The sequence below is a fragment of the Paenibacillus sp. HB172176 genome, from assembly GCF_011947265.1.
Taxonomy (GTDB): Bacteria; Bacillota; Bacilli; order Paenibacillales; family Paenibacillaceae; genus Pristimantibacillus.
On sequence record NZ_JAATHD010000016.1, the window covers coordinates 17,633 to 35,943 of the forward strand.

At 50.9% G+C, this 18,311-nt stretch carries 17 protein-coding genes; all 17 read right to left on the reverse strand.

The window, feature by feature from the left end; genetic code table 11:
* Positions 1–49 precede the first annotated feature (49 nt).
* The gene (locus tag HFP08_RS19015) at positions 50–817 is read right to left on the reverse strand and encodes a DUF3388 domain-containing protein (protein ID WP_168122189.1); all 768 of its coding nucleotides are present in this window, start codon (positions 815–817) and stop codon (positions 50–52) included.
* A 139-nt stretch (positions 818–956) separates the two neighbouring features.
* Positions 957–1,208 (reverse strand): DUF3243 domain-containing protein, encoded by a 252-nt coding sequence (locus tag HFP08_RS19020; RefSeq protein WP_168122190.1) that lies wholly within the window; start codon positions 1,206–1,208, stop codon positions 957–959.
* A 91-nt stretch (positions 1,209–1,299) separates the two neighbouring features.
* Positions 1,300–2,046, reverse strand: a complete 747-nt coding sequence (gene ymfI / locus HFP08_RS19025; protein WP_168122191.1) for an elongation factor P 5-aminopentanone reductase — start codon at positions 2,044–2,046, stop codon at positions 1,300–1,302.
* Entirely contained in the window at positions 2,043–3,320 is a 1,278-nt protein-coding gene (gene yfmH, locus HFP08_RS19030) for an EF-P 5-aminopentanol modification-associated protein YfmH (protein ID WP_168122192.1), read from the reverse strand. The genes ymfI and yfmH overlap by 4 nt, the downstream gene beginning before the upstream one ends.
* 3 nt (positions 3,321–3,323) lie before the next feature.
* The gene (gene yfmF, locus HFP08_RS19035; RefSeq protein ID WP_168122193.1) at positions 3,324–4,598 is read right to left on the reverse strand and encodes an EF-P 5-aminopentanol modification-associated protein YfmF; all 1,275 of its coding nucleotides are present in this window, start codon (positions 4,596–4,598) and stop codon (positions 3,324–3,326) included.
* A gap of 143 nt (positions 4,599–4,741) precedes the next feature.
* Positions 4,742–5,515: a spore cortex-lytic enzyme gene (sleB, locus tag HFP08_RS19040; protein ID WP_168122194.1), complete on the reverse strand. Its 774-nt coding sequence runs from the start codon at positions 5,513–5,515 to the stop codon at positions 4,742–4,744.
* A 131-nt stretch (positions 5,516–5,646) separates the two neighbouring features.
* Complete coding sequence (locus HFP08_RS19045; RefSeq protein ID WP_168122195.1) at positions 5,647–8,367, reverse strand: DNA translocase FtsK; 2,721 nt, start codon at positions 8,365–8,367, stop codon at positions 5,647–5,649.
* A 55-nt stretch (positions 8,368–8,422) separates the two neighbouring features.
* Positions 8,423–8,668, reverse strand: a complete 246-nt coding sequence (locus HFP08_RS19050) for a YlzJ-like family protein (protein ID WP_168122196.1) — start codon at positions 8,666–8,668, stop codon at positions 8,423–8,425.
* Positions 8,665–9,435, reverse strand: a complete 771-nt coding sequence (locus HFP08_RS19055) for a ClpP family protease (protein WP_168122197.1) — start codon at positions 9,433–9,435, stop codon at positions 8,665–8,667. Before HFP08_RS19055 ends, HFP08_RS19050 begins: the two co-directional genes overlap by 4 nt.
* A gap of 144 nt (positions 9,436–9,579) precedes the next feature.
* Positions 9,580–11,259, reverse strand: coding sequence for a ribonuclease J (locus tag HFP08_RS19060; protein ID WP_168122198.1), 1,680 nt, complete (start codon positions 11,257–11,259; stop codon positions 9,580–9,582).
* 267 nt (positions 11,260–11,526) lie between these two features.
* Positions 11,527–12,408 (reverse strand): 4-hydroxy-tetrahydrodipicolinate synthase, encoded by an 882-nt coding sequence (gene dapA / locus HFP08_RS19065; protein WP_168122199.1) that lies wholly within the window; start codon positions 12,406–12,408, stop codon positions 11,527–11,529.
* Positions 12,409–12,518: 110 nt separating this feature from the next.
* Positions 12,519–13,733, reverse strand: coding sequence for an aspartate kinase (gene dapG, locus HFP08_RS19070; RefSeq protein WP_168122200.1), 1,215 nt, complete (start codon positions 13,731–13,733; stop codon positions 12,519–12,521).
* Positions 13,734–13,748: 15 nt separating this feature from the next.
* Positions 13,749–14,342: a dipicolinate synthase subunit B gene (locus tag HFP08_RS19075; RefSeq protein WP_168122201.1), complete on the reverse strand. Its 594-nt coding sequence runs from the start codon at positions 14,340–14,342 to the stop codon at positions 13,749–13,751.
* A complete protein-coding gene (gene dpsA, locus HFP08_RS19080) occupies positions 14,339–15,238 on the reverse strand; it encodes a dipicolinate synthase subunit DpsA (protein ID WP_168122202.1) in 900 nt (299 codons plus the stop codon). Before dpsA ends, HFP08_RS19075 begins: the two co-directional genes overlap by 4 nt.
* Positions 15,239–15,400: 162 nt before the next feature.
* A complete protein-coding gene (dut, locus tag HFP08_RS19085; RefSeq protein ID WP_240941596.1) occupies positions 15,401–15,802 on the reverse strand; it encodes a dUTP diphosphatase in 402 nt (133 codons plus the stop codon).
* A 22-nt stretch (positions 15,803–15,824) separates the two neighbouring features.
* On the reverse strand, positions 15,825–17,090 hold the full coding sequence (locus tag HFP08_RS19090) for a M16 family metallopeptidase (protein WP_168122204.1): 1,266 nt from the start codon (positions 17,088–17,090) through the stop codon (positions 15,825–15,827).
* Positions 17,091–17,142: 52 nt separating this feature from the next.
* Positions 17,143–18,141 (reverse strand): polysaccharide deacetylase family protein, encoded by a 999-nt coding sequence (locus tag HFP08_RS19095; RefSeq protein WP_168122205.1) that lies wholly within the window; start codon positions 18,139–18,141, stop codon positions 17,143–17,145.
* Between the last annotated feature and the right edge of the window lie 170 nt (positions 18,142–18,311).

Consider the following 18,311-nt stretch of genomic DNA (forward strand, 5'->3'; position numbering starts at 1 on the left):
CCACATCCCGATTCCAATAACGTAGTTAAGAACTTATTATACAAAATAATTAGAATTCCTCGGAATAATTGGCGGTAAACGATTCATAGGTAATCTCTTCATCCGGCGTGTTTCGCAATTCAATTATAATATCGAAATGGCTGTAATCATAGTGCGATTCTTTGACGAATATATCGGGATGCTCAATTACCTTCGTAGACGGCATCGCCATAATTTCTTGCAGCAAAGCGTGATGCTTGTCATTGGACCTTACCGTGCTGACGATGCCGTCGATGATGAAGATATTATTCGGCTGCATCTCTTCCTCGGACAACTGACTGCGCACCGTCTGTCTAAGCAGCGTTGAGGATACGAAGGTCCATCGCTTATTGGAGCACACGCTGCCTGCAATAATGGATTCCGTCTTGCCGACACGAGGCATGCCTCTCAGGCCGATGACATGATTGCCGTCCCTCTTGAACACTTCTCCCAAGAAATCAACCAGGATGCCAAGCTCGTCTCTCGTAAAGCGAAAGGTCTTGCGGTCATCCGAGTCGCGTTCGATATAACGGCCGTGACGAACAGCAAGAATATCCACTATGGTAGGCGTTCTCAACTTATTGACCGTTATGTTGTCCACCTTGCGGAGCATCTTCCCAAGCAGCTCTATCTTCTCGTCGTCGTTCGTTTGAAGCAGCATGCCTCTCGTTCGATCCTCAACCCCGTTGATCGTCATAATGTTAACCTCGAGCATTCCGAGCAATGAAGCAATATCGCCAAGCAAGCCAGGTCGGTTCTTATGTATCTTGTATTCCATGTACCATTGCTTTGATTCCAACTCATTTCACCTTCCTAAGCTCTAATAATAGCAGGTATACTTGTCTATTCTACAAAATTCGCCATAATCCTGCACATTCAAAGAAACATTGCAGAAAAGCCTCCGATTTGGAGGCTTTCCCGCAACGATATGATGATGATTACGATTTTTCGACGAGTCTAACCATCAGCCTTGCAATGGTTTTTCTTTCGGATTCATCGCCAACATCCCATAGCTGCTTCAACACACGCTCTTGCTCATTTTTGGGATCCACCTTCTCGTCAAGGAAAGAACCGATCTCGTATGCCAGCTTGGCAATCGTATCTTCGTTCATCCCCATCGACTTCGCCTGCTCAAGACGGTCCTCCAAAAAATGCTTCCATGTTTCGAAATTCGTAAGAACAGTTGACATGCCTCTTCGCCTCCTAGTCTGATGTGAAAAGAATCATCAACAGTACCTATTCTGCACGTCAACCCCGAAAGTTATTCGTGTGGATTCCTGATCATGTATGCCAACCGCCGTTTGGACTAATAATTTGGCCGGTTATGTAGGATGATTCCGGCAGCGACAGAAAATAAACCAGGCTGGCCACTTCTTCGGCAGAACCGAATCGGCCCGCGGGTATTTCCTGCTGCAAGGCGGCCTTCTCCTTCGAATCGAAGCCGCTCATCATAAGCGTATCGACCACGCCGGGAGCAACCGCATTGACAGTGATGCCGCTCGGAGCAAGCTCCTTGGCGAGCGCCTTCGTGAACGCGTTCATGCCTCCTTTGGTTGTGGAATACAGCACCTCGCAGGAGGCTCCGACATTTCCCCAGACCGAGGATACGTTAATGATGCGACCGTAGCGCTGTCCGACCATATACGGCATGAATAGCTGCGAGCAAAGAAACATGCCTTTCAGGTTGACCGCCATCACATCGTCCCAGTCCTGCTCGGACACCTCGGAGAGCATCCCGTAATGCGAGATGCCTCCGTTGTTAACGAGAATATCCGGCTTGAAGCCATGCGCGTCAAGCTTATCGCGCATGCGCTCCAGCTGCTCCTTCGAACGCAAATCGGCGGTCATGGTCATCACATTCGCTCCCATAGCCATGCAAGCCCTTGCCGTTTCATTCGCCCGTTCATGCGATTCCAAATAATGAATAACAATATTGACGCCTTCTGCCGCAAATCGCTTCGCGATCGCCGCGCCTATGCCGCGGCTTCCACCGGTTATCAGTACGGTCGTTTCCTGCAGCGTCTTCATTCCTGAACAATCGATACAGCCATCTGTTCAGGATCGAAATGCTCAGCCAAACGATTGTTAACCTGTTGAAGCGTACAGTTTTCGTACAGCGAGAGCACATCGAACATATCGCTGTTGCGGAATCTGTATCTTGTGAATTCGCCCGCTATGGCTTCCGGCGAGTTCAGCATGCGAAGGTAGCTGCCGATCTTTTTGCGCTTCGCTCTTTCGAAGGCGATTTGGTTAATCCCGACGGCAGCGCATTCCGCTATCGCCGCTTTCAGCTTCTCGATCAGATCATCCGGATTCGGGGTATCGCCGCCAAAAACCGAAAAGCTGTATTCCGTCGCCGAATTATATTCATGGCCGAAGGAGTCGGAAATCAATCCCTGTTCGTACAAATCTTGATAGAGCTTCGAGCTGCCGCCCATCAGCGCTTCCAGCATCAGCTTGGTCGTTACTTCTTGCCGCAGCAGTTCTTCTCCTTCTAAGCCAACCTTCTTGTCCTTGAAACCAATCATGCATTTCGGCAGGGAAACGGGAAGCTTGGCTATTTTGCGCGGAATTTTGACAGCGGCCGGCTCTTGATCGAAATCACGTTTGATTTCGCCCTGACGCTGGAATGTTTTTTTGCTTTGATTGACTCTTACGAGTTCCATCACTTCATCCGCATTCACGCCGCCCACAACGAAGAGCAGCATATTGGAGGGGTGATAGAAGGTTTCGTAGCATTTGTACAACGTTTCCTTGTCGATTTCATAAATCGACTCGACCGTTCCCGCAATATCAATATGAACGGGATGCTTGTGATACATCGCATCGATCAATCCGAAGTAAACGCGCCAATCCGCATTGTCCTTGTACATATTAATTTCCTGCTCGATAATCCCTTTTTCCTTGTTCACGTTAGCGTCTGTAAAATATGGATTTTGAACGAAATTAATAAGCGTCTCCAAATTCTCGCTGATTTGCTCTGTCGCGGAGAACAAATATACGGTTCGATCGAATGAGGTGAACGCGTTGGCGGATGCGCCTTGCGAAGCAAATACGGCGAAAATATCGCCCTGCGGCTCTTCGAACATTTTATGCTCAAGGAAATGCGCAATGCCGTCCGGAACCTGCTGAAGCTCTTCTCCTCCTACCGCAAAACGATTGTCCACCGAGCCGTATTTCGTGGAGAAGGTTGCATAGGTTTTCTGGAAGCCGTCCTTAGGAAGCACGATAACCTCCAAGCCGTTCGGCAGCACCTCGCGGTACAAGGTTTCCTGAACATTCGGATATTGCAAGGTTTCCATGGCTTACGCCTCCTTTCGATCGCGCAAGAAGTAGATGGTGTCAAGCTGTACCTTCTCGGCGACAGCAATAATATCCTTCGTCGAAACAGCGTTAACCTGCGCGAGCAAATCTTCCGCCGATCTGTGTTTGCCCGTCAACACACTGTTGAAATCATAACTAATCATCTCGTACGCCGAATCCTGAAGCTCTCTCAGATGATTCGAAATCATCGCTTTTGTCTGATTCATTTCGAGATCGGACAGCTTTCCGGCAAGCATATCGTCCATTTGTTCTTTTATAATTTGAACAGCCTTCTCGTAATTCGCGAATTCAATGCCGGACTGAATCGTGCAAATGCCCTTATGACCATCCAGTCTGGAGGCTGCGTAATAAGCCAAACTTTCCCTCTCGCGAACGTTAAGAAACAGCTTCGAATGCGGATATCCGCCGAGAATGCCGTTATACATCAATGCAGCAGGATACAGCGGGTCATCGTAGCCTATTCCGGTGCGAAGCCCCATATTCAGCTTGCCTTGGCTGACCTCCATCCGGTCGACGACCGTTTTCACTTCCTTCACGGCGTGGGTCACATCAGGAGCTTTATAGTCCGACGGCGTTCCCGATTTAAGTGTGAAAGCTTCTCGAACCCATTCTTGCACCTCAGCCATGGACGTATCGCCCACTATATACAGATCGAGCGCCGCTTCATCCAGCCAACGCTTATACTGCGCATACAGCGATTGCGGCGTTATCGCTTCAATCTCCGAGAGCTTTCCAAGCGGATGCAGCCGGTAGGGTTCGTCCGCGCACATCTCCTCGAGACATCTTTCCGCCGCGTATCTGATCTTGTCGTTCTTAATCGCTTCAAGCCGTTTTTTTAAAGTCAGCTTCTCCGCATCCACATACTTCTCTCTGAATCCTTCATTCTCCAGACATGGATTCGCGACAACATCGCCCAAAAAACTGATGGCGGCCTTCAACAAAGAGCTTTGGGATGAAACGAATTGATCGTTAATGACGTCCATGCGGAATTGTATGATTTGCGAATCGCCGCGTTTGTAGACGTCGAAGCCGAAGCCTGCTCCATACATATCATCGAGCTTTTCGCGAAACGCAATCGTTTCCGGCGTATTCGCCGTGCCTCTGCGAAGCACGAAAGGAATGAGAGCGGTTGAAGTGACCGACTCCTCGTCGAGCGGAATTCCTGCGAACAACGAAATGGCAAACGTTTTGAAACGTTTTGTAGGAAGCACATGCAGTCGAATGCGCTGCTGATTTCCTCTTTCAAATTGAGTCACTCGATTAGCTCCTTTCCGGCATCCGTTTTTTTCATTTTAACGCATTGGAAATGGAAGAAGCAACCACTGCTGCTATTCGCAGAATCGGCTGCTTCTCCCTAGCTTCCCATGTTTTTGCAATTGGAATCAACTATTTTTACGCCTTACATGCAGAAAATATGCTTGCCGATTGTTTTCACCTGCGGCCTCGACCAAATCCACTTCGAGGTTGCGGTTTCCGGATTGAAATAATAGAGACATCCGCCCGTCGGATCGTAACCCTGCAACGCGTCCTTAACCGCTTTTTTGGCTGTCTCGTTCGGCGTCAGATAAATTTGACCGTCGGCAACCGCCGTGAAAGCGCCCGCCTGAAAGATTACGCCATACACCGTATTCGGAAATTGCTGTGATTTGACTCGATTCAGAATGACGGCTGCCACGGCGATCTGACCTTCATACGGCTCTCCGCGAGATTCTCCGTATACGGCATTGGCCATAATCTGCAGATCGTTATCCGAAAGTCCGAGATTGCTCGAGGAGGGGAGATTGCTCCCTGAACTCCCGCCGTTCCCGCTCCCGCTTTGAGAGCCCGCGCCGCTCGACGTGTTTGCCCCAGGCTGCCAATCTTTTGAAGCATTATACAGCTTCAGCTTCGTCTTCGCTCCGACTACACCGTCTGATTTCAAGCCGAACTTCCATTGAAACCAGGTGACCGCGCCTCTCGTCTTTGAACCGAATACGCCGTCAATCCCGCCATTGTAATAGCCAAGATACGTTAGCCGCCCCTGCAATTCAGTCACATCCTGGCCGGATGAGCCCACAGTGAGCGTTGCGTTGCTGAAAGTTTCTGCCGTGTCGCCAATCATGCCCTTCATGATCGGAAACGTTGCGAACAGCAGAATAATTATTGAAGTGTACATGATCAATCGATTTTTCATGTAGGGATCTGCCTTTCTCATACAAGTTAGTTCGCTTCCTAAAGTTGTTCACATCAACTTTAGGAAGCGTTGCCTGACTTTAGTATGAGAAATCCTCCCTATTTCTATGCAAATCTCTTCGGTCGGCGAAATTACGAGCTTATCTTGGTTGCCTGGAACTGCTCCATCGTCATGAGCACCTCGCGAGGTTTGCTGCCTTCATACGGCCCCACCACGGAACGAGCTTCCATCTGATCGATAAGACGGGCGGCTCGGGTATACCCTATTCTCATTCTTCGCTGCAGCAACGATACAGAAGCTTGCTTAGCTTCGACGACGATCTGAACGGCTTGATCAAACAATTCATCAAGCTGCATATCCTCGTTCTGCGACTCCTCGTCTACTTCCGGGACGAGATCTTCCTTGTACTCCGCCTCGGCTTGATCTCTGGAATAAGAAACAAGAGCTTCAACCTCTTGATCCGACAGGAACGCTCCCTGCACACGGATTGGCTTCGACATGCCGACGGGCAGGAACAGCATATCGCCTCTTCCCAGCAATTTCTCAGCGCCCGCCATATCCAGAATCGTTCTGGAATCGACTTGGGATGACACGCCGAATGCAATGCGGGACGGGATATTCGCTTTGATTACACCGGTAATGACATCGACGGACGGCCGCTGCGTCGCAATGATAAGATGAATCCCCGCGGCGCGCGCCATCTGGGCCAGTCTCGCGATGGAATCCTCCACATCGTTGGCGGCGACCATCATCAAGTCGGCAAGCTCGTCCACAATAACAACGATATAAGGAAGAACGGCCGCGGGATTTTCCGCCATCAGCGCATTATACCCTTCAATATTACGGGTAGCCGATTTCGAGAACAACTCATAGCGTTTCTCCATCTCGACCACGATTTTTTTAAGCGCGAGCGACGCTCTCTTCGGATTTGTCACTACTGGCGCAAGCAGATGGGGAATGCCGTTATAAACGTTGAGCTCGACCATTTTGGGATCGATCATCAGAAACTTGACTTCATCCGGCTTCGCCTTGTACAGAATGCTTGTAATAATGCCGTTGATGCACACGGATTTCCCTGACCCCGTTGCGCCGGCTACCAGAAGATGGGGCATGCGCGCCAGATTGCCGACGATGGTCTGCCCCGCAATATCCCGGCCGAAGGCGATGGACAGCTTGGAAGACGAATTTTGGAAAGCCGGCGTTTCCATGACCTCCCGCATCGTGACCATCGATACCTCCATGTTCGGCACCTCGATGCCGATTGCGGATTTGCCCGGAATCGGTGCTTCCATTCGAATATCCTTGGCTGCAAGGGCAAGCGCGATATCATCCGTCAGACCGACAATCCTGCTGACCTTCACGCCGCTCGCAGGCTGAACCTCGTAGCGCGTAACCGCAGGTCCTCTGACAACATCGAGCACCTTCGCTCTTACGCCGAAGCTTTCCAAGGTAGCTTCAAGCTTCCGCCGGGAATCGAACATATCGGAGGCGTCAGCCGCTTTCGCAAGACCGTTCGGCTTCTGCAGCAAGGTGAAGGGCGGCAAATAATAAGGTTTTTCCTTCTCCCCCGATTCCTCTTCGCTCTCCATCGGTCTTCTGGGAGCCGATTCCTCCGAATCGAACGAATCTCCTTGAACGAGAGCATCCGAATCCAGCAAGCGATTAGAAGTGCCTTGCTCGGAATCTTCTCTTCTTTCGTCCTCCGATTCTTCGCCGTACTGAACGTTCCCAAGGTGATTATCGATAAGCTCAGGGATCTCATCCCGTTGCTCGCCATACTGAGCCATAACGCTTTGTTCGGCGTTTTCTCCAGCTACGTCCGCAATTGGAAATTCGTTATGTATCCCGGCTTCCGTTAAGCCATCCATCGCTTCAGCATCCCAGGCACGATCAAGCTCATCCCTGTCCTTCCTTGCTGCCTCATTCCGTTCTGGAAGGCCGGAAGGCTCCCAATCCTGAGTTGAATCGTTCAAATCGCTCTTCCAAGCCGGGGTCGGCCCGGAAGACAAATCATCCCCGTCATTCGCAAGAGCCCATTCGTCATGAGGCACTTCCTCTGGCTCCTCATGCCGGTCATGCTTCCAAGAGAAGAACAACGACTTTCTTTTCTTTGGAGGCTCCGGCATGTAGTCGATATCATCATCGATTACATCCCCGTCATCGGGTTCAGGAGCTTCATTCTGCGCGGCCGCGATAGCAAGCCTTCTGGAGCGCCGTTTATTTCGCTTGGCGTTGAGCAGCTTCAGCATATGGAGAAGCCGTTTCTTGAACAGCCCAAGCAACTCGACGTAGGACTTTCCTGTTATCAATAGAATAGAGATCGCATACATGACGAAATTTAAGATATAAGCGCCATAATAGCCGAACAACATGAACAAGACGGAATATTGAATCGCTCCCGCATAACCTCCGCTTATCGTTTTGCTCCCGATCCTGACATCGTCTTCGGGCGCCACCGTAATTAACTGGGTCTGAAGATCATCGCTTAATGCCCGCAGAATCATTCCCCCGGTTAGATTGCTTCTATCCAGTCCTTCCGTTCTTGCGTTAATTTCCGATATGGAGCTGCTGAGCGTTAAAGCAAGCACGAGAATGAGCAGTCCGGTTCGCCGGCTTGTCCAGCCCTTCGGCCAGGCTCGCTTGACCATGACATGCAATCCGACATAAATGCCGACAAGCGCAAGCACAAAATAAAACTTGCCCAGCACTAACCCGAACAGCTTGGACAATGCGCGTCCAACAGCTGCCTCGCCTGACATCGCGATAATGGAAATAGTGATGAGCAGAATGCCGTAAACCTCATATTTTAATTGAGCGCCAATGGATTTTTTTCGTTTTCTTTTCTTCGCCAATTCCGTCACCTCTGGTTTCTCATTATAGCACAAACCAGGATTTGGGTCGAAGATTTCATCCTTGGCCTTCGCGATTGCGCTCCTCTGCCCCGGAATAATGAATCAAAGTTCCCGGAGCGAGTTCGGGACGCAAATAATCGTCTAATCTGCATTCGAGCAGCCTTACGATACGCCCGATTCCCGGTGCAACCGCGACGATCTGCATGCGAATGCCCCCCGTGCTGATTTCATGCAACTGCTCAGGCTCTTGATCGTAGCCCTGAAAGACAAGCTCGAATGGAACGGCGGTATATAAGGTCATTTTTCTTCGCTCCCCTCTTCCGTTTCCAGCGCGCTTGCCTTGCGATGATCGATTAATTGCGACAAAGCGCGCAGCGCATCGCCAAGTCCGCCCATCTCGTCGATCAGGCCATGCTTGACCGCATCGGGACCAATCACTGTCGTTCCGATATCTCTGGCCAGCTCTCCGGTTTTGAACATAAGCTCCTTGAACTTCCTCTCCTTGATATTCGAATGCGCAATAACGAAGCGCACCACTCTCTCCTGCATCTTGTCCAAATATTCGAACGTCTGGGGAACCCCGATTACCATTCCGTTAAGACGTATGGGATGTATGGTCATCGTTGCCGATTCTGCGATGAAGGATTTGTCGCCGGCAACCGCAATCGGCACACCGATGGAATGCCCCCCTCCGAGAACAAGCGTAACCGCCGGCTTGGACAGTGAAGCAATCATTTCCGCTATGGCAAGCCCCGCCTCGACATCGCCTCCTACCGTATTCAGCACAATCAGCACGCCTTCGATTTTATGATTTTGTTCGACAGCGACAAGCTGCGGAATAACATGCTCGTATTTTGTCGTTTTGTTCTGGGGAGGAAGAATCATGTGGCCTTCCACTTGTCCAATAATCGACATGCAGAATATATTGGACTCCGCCGGCACTGGAGGGCCTGTCGTGCCCAGTTGCCCGATGCTTTCGATCGCCGCGCTTGCCTTTTTCTTCTCATCGCCGCCTGGATCAGGCTGCTCGGAGCGACCTCCGTTTATCCGTTCGTTGGTCGAAATCATGACCATTCCCCCTATTCGCAGTTCACTCGTCATAGTATGGGGACGGCGCCCTAAATTATTCTGCTCTTGGCAAAAAAAAAATCGCTCTCACACCCCGCGTATGCAGGATATAAAAGCGATTGCTTTCGTGATGGGTTACAAGCCTTATACCTCCATGATAATCGGCAATATCATTGGACGGCGACGTGTTTGCTCATAGAGGAAACGTCCCAGAGCGTCTTTCACATTTGTTTTGAGCGAAGCCCATTCGTTAACCTTGTCGTTCATGAGCTTGTTCAGCGTAGAGGATACGATCCGGTTCGCTTCATCGAGCAAGCCTTCGGATTCCCTTACGTAGACAAAACCTCTTGAAATAATATCCGGACCGGACATAATGGTTCCGTCCTGCTTGCTTAATGTCACCACGACGACCAGAATGCCGTCCTGCGACAGAAGCTTGCGGTCGCGAAGTACGATGTTTCCTACATCGCCGACTCCCAAACCATCGATGAGCACATTCCCCGCTTGTACCTTGGAGCCTTTGCGCGCGTTGCCGCCTTGGAATTCGACAGTATCGCCGTTATCGACAATGAAGATATTCTCCTTCTCGATTCCGATTGCTTCTCCCAGCTTGGCGTGCTGGCGAAGCATGCGGTATTCGCCGTGAATGGGAATGAAAAACTTCGGTTTGATCAAATTCAGCATCAGCTTAAGCTCTTCTTGACTTCCGTGACCCGAGACGTGAACGCCGGATACGGAGCCCGGTCCATAGATGACATTCGCTCCCAAACGGAACAATTCATCTACTGTGCGTCCAACGTAACGTTCATTGCCAGGTATCGGCGTAGCGGCAATGATTACCGTATCTCCCGGCAATATATCCACCTTCCGGTGTGTGGAACGAGCCATTCGCGTCAGCGCGGACATCGGCTCGCCCTGGCTTCCCGTGCACAGAATGGCAACGCGGTCTGCAGCCAGCTTGTTCACTTCCTCCGGCTCAATGATCATCCCCTCAGGAATATTCAGATAGCCAAGCTCGGAAGCAATGCCAACTACGTTGACCATGCTGCGTCCGATTACTGCAATTTTGCGGCGGGTTGCGATTGCAGCGTTAACAATTTGCTGAATCCGATGAACATTCGATGCGAATGTCGCCACCACAACGCGCTGCGAGGATTTGCGGAAAATATCTTCCAGCTCTTCGCCGACATTGCTCTCGGATGGCGTGTAGCCAGGGCGCTCCGCATTGGTGCTGTCCGATAACAGAGCAAGTACGCCGCGACTTCCAATTTCAGCGATACGCTGCAAATCAGCGAATTGATCGTTGACGGGCGTATGATCGAATTTGAAGTCCCCTGTATGCACGACCGTTCCTTCAGGCGTGTCCAAGCATACGCCTACAGAATCCGGAATGCTGTGATTGGTAGCGAAGAAGCTTGCGCGAATCGATCCAAGCTGGAGCTCGGAATCCGCGTTGATGAGAATGCGTTTCGTCTCGCCAAGCAAGCCCGCTTCCTTCAATTTCCCTTCGATTAAGCCCAAAGTGAGCTTTGTGCCATAGATCGGCACATTCAGATGCTTGAGCACATAAGGCAGTCCGCCGATGTGATCTTCATGTCCATGTGTAATAAGAATGGCTCGAACCTTGTCGCGGTTCTCCGTAAGATAGGAGATGTCGGGAATGACAATATCAATGCCGAGCATGTCCTCCTCTGGAAATTTAAGCCCCGAATCAACGACAACAATATCATTGTTGTATTGAATGACATACATATTTTTTCCGATCTCGCCTACTCCACCTAGTGCAAAGATGAGCAGCTTATCTTGGTTGTTCTTCTTAGACAAGTGTATCTATACCTCCTATAAATTTTCGTTTTTTCCACAAAAAGCCTTCCTATTGTACATTGCAAAATATGCGTATTGGTTATTAACGTCAGATGCCGCTCTGACGGTTTCATCCATTGCTATTCTATTGCCGCACCCAGTCACTTGTCCTCATTATACATGATCAAAAAGAGTAAACACAAGTCAAACCCTTAAATCGCATATTTATTAGCTTTCCCGCAACAAAAAAACCGATGCGAGGAGCATCGGCTGTTCATCGGGCGATTATTAAATACGGTGAATAAGATCATGGAGAAATCTGGCTTCGGCGTCATTCACGTCGACTAGCGGAAGTCTGACTCCGCCGACCGGCAATCCTTTGAGACCCATAACGTACTTGACGGCCACCGGATTCGGCACGGGATGCGGGCATTGGAATAATCCCTTAAAGATCGGAAAGAGCTCCCCGTTCAGCTTCGCGGCGCGCTCATGCTGACCTGTTAGGTAGGCTTCGATCATCGCTTTCATCTCGGCGCCGATAATATGGCTGGCAACGCTCACGATGCCGTACCCGCCAATTGCAAGCGCAGGCAGAGTCGCGCTGTCATCGCCGCTGTACACCTTGAAGCCCTCCGGCGCCTGAGCGATAATTTGCGTCAATTGATCGAGCGAAGCGCAGTCCTTGGTCGCGACGATATTCTCGATCTGAGCAAGCCTCAACGTTGTCACCGCTGATATATTCACGCCCGTTCTGCCTTCCACGTTATACAGAATAACCGGAAGAGAAGTTGATTCCGCTATCGCTTTGAAATGCAGATACAGACCTTCCTGCGAAGGACGGTTATAGTATGGAGCTACGAGCAGGATACCGTCTACGCCGCACTCCTCCGCGGCCTTGGTCAGATGGATGGAATGAGCTGTATTATTGCTGCCCGTGCCGGCAATGATCTTGCAACGCCCGTCGACATGCTTCACGACAAATCGAAACAGATCCAGCTTCTCGTCCTCTGTCAAAGTAGGCGACTCGCCGGTCGTTCCGGAGACGACTAAACTGTCGCTCTTCTGATTATCGATCAAATAATCGATCAGCTTCTCCGTCGTTTGCCAATCAATATGTCCTTCCGCGTCGAACGGCGTAACCATCGCGGTTATTAATCTTCCGAATTCCATCGTTACTCCTCCTAGAAGGTTTTGCAGCGCAAAACCAGCATCATCAGCATGATTTCGTAGTATAATTATAATTTTATTTTTTCTTTATAAAAACTGGGTGGAATTACAAGTTATAAATGCAGATCGAATTTGCTGTGCAAGGCTCGAAGCGCGGGAGCCATGTCCTCCTCCCGCACCAATACCCATATCGTCGTATTGGAATCGGCCGATTGCAGAATATGAATGCCTTGCTGCGTCAATGCTTCCACGATACGCGCCATAACGCCGGGTTCACCGTTCATGCCCCCGCCGATTACGGAAAGCTTGGCGCAGCCTGCTACGACAGCAGGCTTAAGTCCTGCATGTTCCAGCAAGCGTACTGCTTCCTTCGCATCCCGATCATAGACGGTGAATACCGCTCCGCTTGGCGTCACGTTGATGAAATCGACGCTGATATGATGCTTCGCCATCGTCTGGAACACCTGCAACTGCATATCGCTCCGACCATCATTCGCGGCAACGGATATTTGCGTCAAGCCGGCAGCATGCGCAATTCCCGTCACATGACGATCCTGAAGCACAAGCTCATCCCGGACCTTCCCGCGATCTGTCACCAGAGTGCCGGGCTCGTCGGAGAAGGTCGATCTGACGCGCACGGGAACGCGCGCTTGCTGCGCAATCTCGACTGCTCTTGGATGGATCACCTTCGCTCCATGTCTGGCAAGATTGCAAATTTCGGCATAGCTGACAACAGACAAAGGCCTCGCTTCGCTAACGATTCGAGGATCCGCAGTAAGAATGCCGTTCACATCTGTGTAAATATCGACAATTTCTGCATGCAAGGCCGCGCCAAGAGCCGTGGCGGACGTATCGCTTCCGCCGCGTCCGAGTGTTGTCACCTCTCCTAGCGAGGTCATCCCTTGGAAGCCCGCAACGATGACAATCTTGCCAAGCTGCAATTGCGTCAAGATTCGTTCCGGATCTATTCGCTTAATTCGAGCGCTTCCGAATTGTTCATCCGTCATAATGCCTGCGGCACCGCCGGAGAAAGCGACAGCCGGCATGCCTCGTTCAATCAGCTTGGCGCATAACGCTGCCGCCGATATGAGCTCGCCGCAGCCAAGCAGCATATCCGTCTCACGCGGCGGCAAGCTGTGATGATCGTCCCTGACCAACTGCAGCAGCGTATCCGTCGCATAAGGATCGCCTTGCCTCCCCATCGCCGACACAACTACAACGAGGGCATAGCCTTTGTCCTTCTCCCTCGAAATATGATGAATGACCTTGTCTCGCGCTTCATCCGTTGACAGCGACGTTCCCCCGAATTTCTGTACAAGAATTCGCATAATGATGAGCCCGCGTCAGGATTGGGAACGATCGATCAATAGAGGCTGAAGCTGTCTGCCTTGAAGCGCTGCTTCGCATGCTTCCATGACCATATCCATTCTGGCAACCAGAGAATTCGGTTTCTGCAGGGGATTGTCTTGGCCGAACGGCACGAAGTAGATATTCTTCGCAACCAGCAGCTTCGCGATATTCGCCGCATTCAGCCCCAGACCGTCATTCGTCGAGATCGCGAGCACGACCGGTCTGCTGTTCCTCATCTGCGCCTTGGCAGCCATCAGCACCGCGCTGTCGGTAATGGCGTTCGCCAATCGGCTTGTCGTGTTTCCCGTGCAAGGCGCTATGACAAGCACATCCAATAGCTTGGATGGACCAAGCGGCTCAGCTTGCACGATCGTCGAAATAATTTCGTTGCCGGTTATGCCCGTCAACTGCTCCTGCCATTCTTTGGCCGTTCCGAATCTGGTATCCGTCGTAATCAGCGTATTCGAAACAATAGGCACAACCTTCGCTCCAGCATCGACGAAACGCTTGATTTCCGGCATAACCTCCGCAAACGTGCAATGCGAGCCGGACAAGGCATAGCCTACCGTAATTCCGTTCCAATTCATATCCCATTCCCCCGCTTTATCGTTTCGTCCATAATCAACTGTCCCAAGCATTCCGCTATAATCCGACCAGCTGTTTTGGGAGCGACGATTCCGGGGAGTCCGGGAGCAAGCATCGCCTTGATTCCTCGCTTCTCTGCGAAGCGGAAATCCGTTCCGCCCGGCTTGGAAGCAAGGTCAATGATGACTGCCCGCGAGGGTAAATTCGCTATAATTTGCGCTGTGATTATCATAGTCGGAATTGTATTAAAAAGCAAGTCAATATTGCTCGCATTCTGCAACAAAACGCCCGTATAGAAAGGCTCGTAGCCCATTTCGGCGGCGCGCGCATAATGCTCGGAGCGCCTGACCCCGACCTTGACTTTAGCCCCTATTCCCTGCAATGTGCGAGCCATTGTAAATCCGGTCCGGCCGAAGCCGAGAACGACGCAGGCGGAGCCGTGAATCGTAATATCCGTGTTCTGGATCGCCATCATCAATGCGCCCTCAGCAGTCGGTATGGAATTGTAGATCGCAACGTCATCGCGCTCGAACAGCTCTACAAGCTTCAAATTTCTTTGCTGGCAAAGATGCTTTAGATAAGGTTTGGCCATTCCCGTATATACAACGCAATGCTCGGGAAGATGGGTGAAATGCTTCTCTGTCAGCTTAAGCTCTCCATCGCTGAAAACCGTATGAATCAATCCGTTATCGTCCGTTCCAACAGCGGGAAGCAGCAATGCGTCAACGCCTTCGAATAACGATTCGTCGAAAGTCGCTTGCACAGCTCCCTGAGGAGGAGAATGCAATCCGTCGAAGCCGCATACCGTGATTGCCGCGTCAAGCTCGCTCAGCTTCTTGATGACCTCGAGCTGTCTGGCATCGCCGCCGAGCAGAAGCACGTGAACGCCTGTCAGCATTAGGCTTCACTCCTTTCTGCAACTTAGGTATAGATTCATCTTATGCCGCTGCCTATCATCGGGTGAGGAATGTGCAACAAAAAAAGACCGGGGCTCGCCCCGGTCTGTCGCCGCATATATGCTGTTCACGCTGTCCTAATCTGTCTCATCCTCCCGAACAGCCTAGACTCCTGTATGCCCGAAGCCGCCTGCGCCTCGAATCGTATCCGGAAGCTCCTCGGCTTCTTCGATTCGAACGGACGGCACCACGCCGAACACCATTTGAGCAATTCGCTCGCCTCTGGTAATTGTAAACGGCGCGTTGCCCAAATTCACAAGAAGCACCTTCACTTCGCCGCGATAATCCGCGTCGATCGTTCCCGGTGAATTAAGGCATGTAATGCCGTGCTTGTATGCAAGGCCGCTGCGCGGGCGAATTTGCGCTTCCAAATCGCTTGGCATCGCCATCGCGAAGCCGGTAGGAACAAGCATTCTCTCCCCCGGCTGCAAATCAATCGGTTCGGCAACAGCCGCTTGAAGATCAAAGCCTGCCGCAAGCTCCGACATTTTCTTCGGCAACTGCATATCCTCATTGCCGCCTAAGCGTTTAAACAATACCTGGTACAAAACGATCCCTCCTGAGATTTGCTGTGTCCTTATCTGAGCTTCCCACCATTGCAACCGCATAAGGCTTCGCGAGCATTCGCTTCGTAACCTCGCGAACATCATCCATCGTCACCGATTCAATGCGTTCCAATAGTTGATCCAAATTATAGTGACGTCCTACCATCAATTCATTCTTGCCGATGCGGTTCATGCGTGAGGAAGTGCTTTCGAGACTAAGAATCAGCGAGCCTTTAAGCTGCTCCTTGCCACGCAGCAATTCTTCCTCCTCCAGCCCCTTTACCGACAACTCGTTCAACTGCTCCAGCGTTAATTCCAGCACCTCTTTGGTCTGCTTCGGCGCGGTGCCTGCGTAGACCGTGAACAGCCCGGAATCCGCGTAGCCCATATGATAGGAATAGACGGAGTAAGCAAGTCCGCGCTGCTCCCTGATTTCCTGAAACAATCTCGAGCTCATGCCTCCGCCGAGCGCGTTGTTGAGCAGAATCATCGCATAAAGCTTGGAGTCGGTGTTGGAGCAGCCGGGAAACGATAAGCAGATATGATTCTGCTCCGTCTTCTTCTTGAAGAATATGTATTCGCCGTTAAACTCGGGAACGATAGGACTTGCAGGCGAGGAATGAACATGAAAGCCTCCGAAATGTTTCTCCAGCATCTCAAGCAGCTTCGTCTCTTCGACATTGCCTGCCACGCTGATGACCGTGTTTTCGATTGTATAATGCTCCTTCATATAAGCTCTCAGGTTATCCGGACCCATTGCAATCAAGCGGTCCTTCAAGCCAAGAATGGAATAGGCGAGCGGATGCTCACCGTATGCCGCGCGAGAAGCTTCATCATGCACCCGGTCATCCGGCGTATCTTCATACATCGCGATTTCTTCGAGTATGACGTTTTTCTCTTTCGTTAACTCCTCTTCATCGAACTGAGAGTGGAAAAACATATCCGAGAGAGCGTCCACCGCGATAGGCAGATGCTCGTCAAGCACCTTGGCGAAATAGCAAGTGTATTCCTTCGCTGTGAAGGCATTGACATTGCCGCCGATCCCGTCGAACAAGTCGGCGATATCCTTCGCGCTCCGTTTCTCGGTTCCTTTGAAGAGCATATGTTCGATAAAATGAGATATGCCGTTGTTCTTCAGGGTCTCGTATCTTGAACCCGTCTTCACCCAAATGCCGAAGGCTACTGAACGAACGGTTGGAATATTCTCGACCACGATGCGCAATCCGTTACTAAGCGTGTATTTGTTCACCAAGCGACCTCCTGAATCGTTGTATGATTGGAATGTTATCACTATATCAGAATCAGCTATCTCCCTCAACAAGAGGATGCTCTCTTGCCGAAGACAGCGTTTCGCTAACTGTTCCGATTTGATACCCCTTCGCCTTCGCGCTTTCAATCATGCCCGCGAGCGCGTCTCTTGAAGACGCGGTGGGATGCATGAGAATGAGAGCGCCAGGCTCGAGCTTTGCGTTGATTTTCTTCACGATTGATGCAGGAGACGGCTTCATCCAGTCAACGGTGTCGATCGTCCACAGCACCGTCTTCAGTCCCTGCTCCCTCGCGATTTGCACAGTTGCTCCATTATAGGAGCCTGAGGGCGGGGCGAACCATTTGTTGTCCACCTGAAGCTTTTCCTTCAGAAGCTTCTCCGTTTTTGCGATTTGAGCATATTGCTCGCTTCTGCTCAAGCTTTTCATATCGGGATGCGAATACGCATGATTTGAAAGCTCATGCCCGGCTGCTTTTATTTTCTCGGCCGTTTCCACGTTTTTCTTCAGCCAACTGCCATCGAGGAAGAATGTCGCCTTCACATCTTCTCGTTCAAGCGTATCAAGTATCGCATCCAGATATTCGTTGCCCCAGGCGACATTGATCATGAATGAAATCATCTTCTTCTGTTCATTTCCCCGATAAATCGGCTGCGCTCCCAAATCGTCAAGCCTAATCCTCGGCTCCACCTCTTGATAATGATACACAATCGGTTTAGAGCGCGGAGCGTTCAAGGCATCCCGATAAGTCTTCTCGATATCGACCGTCAATCCGTTGTAGCCGGGAATCGCATGCCAGACACGATCGATTCGAGCATTGACGGGAGAGATGCTCACAGCCTCCGAATGCGCGACGATTTTCTTGTAGAGCTCGTCCTTCTCAGCCTCCGTCAGCGAAGGAGGGCCGAACGCGTATGTTGCGTCTCTTGCTTTGACCGTCGCGATGAATGCTCTTATGTCCCCGTTCATTTGCACGAATACAAGCAGCATGAGAATGCTCGCGGCGATAACCGATGCCTTCCGCAGCTTCATTGTTTCATCCACTCCCAACATAGCCCTGAGCCTGCGGAGCGCAACCTCCTGCAAGCGTCTTTGATCAACTATATGAAGAGAAGGACAAGATTATGCTGGGAATGGGGGGATACTCGGTGTGCCAAACCATTCTTGGAATAAAAAAAGAGACAGAGGTACTCTGGCTCTTC

Bases quoted from the DNA above. Each gene is read 5' to 3' on its own strand.
- HFP08_RS19020 (WP_168122190.1), bottom strand. From the start codon at position 1,208: ATGTCAACTGTTCTTACGAATTTCGAAACATGGAAGCATTTTTTGGAG.
- ymfI (WP_168122191.1), bottom strand. From the start codon at position 2,046: ATGAAGACGCTGCAGGAAACGACCGTACTGATAACCGGTGGAAGCCGC.
- yfmH (WP_168122192.1), bottom strand. From the start codon at position 3,320: ATGGAAACCTTGCAATATCCGAATGTTCAGGAAACCTTGTACCGCGAG.
- sleB (WP_168122194.1), bottom strand. From the start codon at position 5,515: ATGAAAAATCGATTGATCATGTACACTTCAATAATTATTCTGCTGTTC.
- HFP08_RS19050 (WP_168122196.1), bottom strand. From the start codon at position 8,668: ATGACCTTATATACCGCCGTTCCATTCGAGCTTGTCTTTCAGGGCTAC.
- HFP08_RS19055 (WP_168122197.1), bottom strand. From the start codon at position 9,435: ATGATTTCGACCAACGAACGGATAAACGGAGGTCGCTCCGAGCAGCCT.
- dapA (WP_168122199.1), bottom strand. From the start codon at position 12,408: ATGGAATTCGGAAGATTAATAACCGCGATGGTTACGCCGTTCGACGCG.
- dapG (WP_168122200.1), bottom strand. From the start codon at position 13,733: ATGCGAATTCTTGTACAGAAATTCGGGGGAACGTCGCTGTCAACGGAT.
- HFP08_RS19075 (WP_168122201.1), bottom strand. From the start codon at position 14,342: ATGAATTGGAACGGAATTACGGTAGGCTATGCCTTGTCCGGCTCGCAT.
- dpsA (WP_168122202.1), bottom strand. From the start codon at position 15,238: ATGCTGACAGGCGTTCACGTGCTTCTGCTCGGCGGCGATGCCAGACAG.
- dut (WP_240941596.1), bottom strand. From the start codon at position 15,802: ATGCAGTTGCCGAAGAAAATGTCGGAGCTTGCGGCAGGCTTTGATCTT.
- HFP08_RS19095 (WP_168122205.1), bottom strand. From the start codon at position 18,141: ATGAAGCTGCGGAAGGCATCGGTTATCGCCGCGAGCATTCTCATGCTG.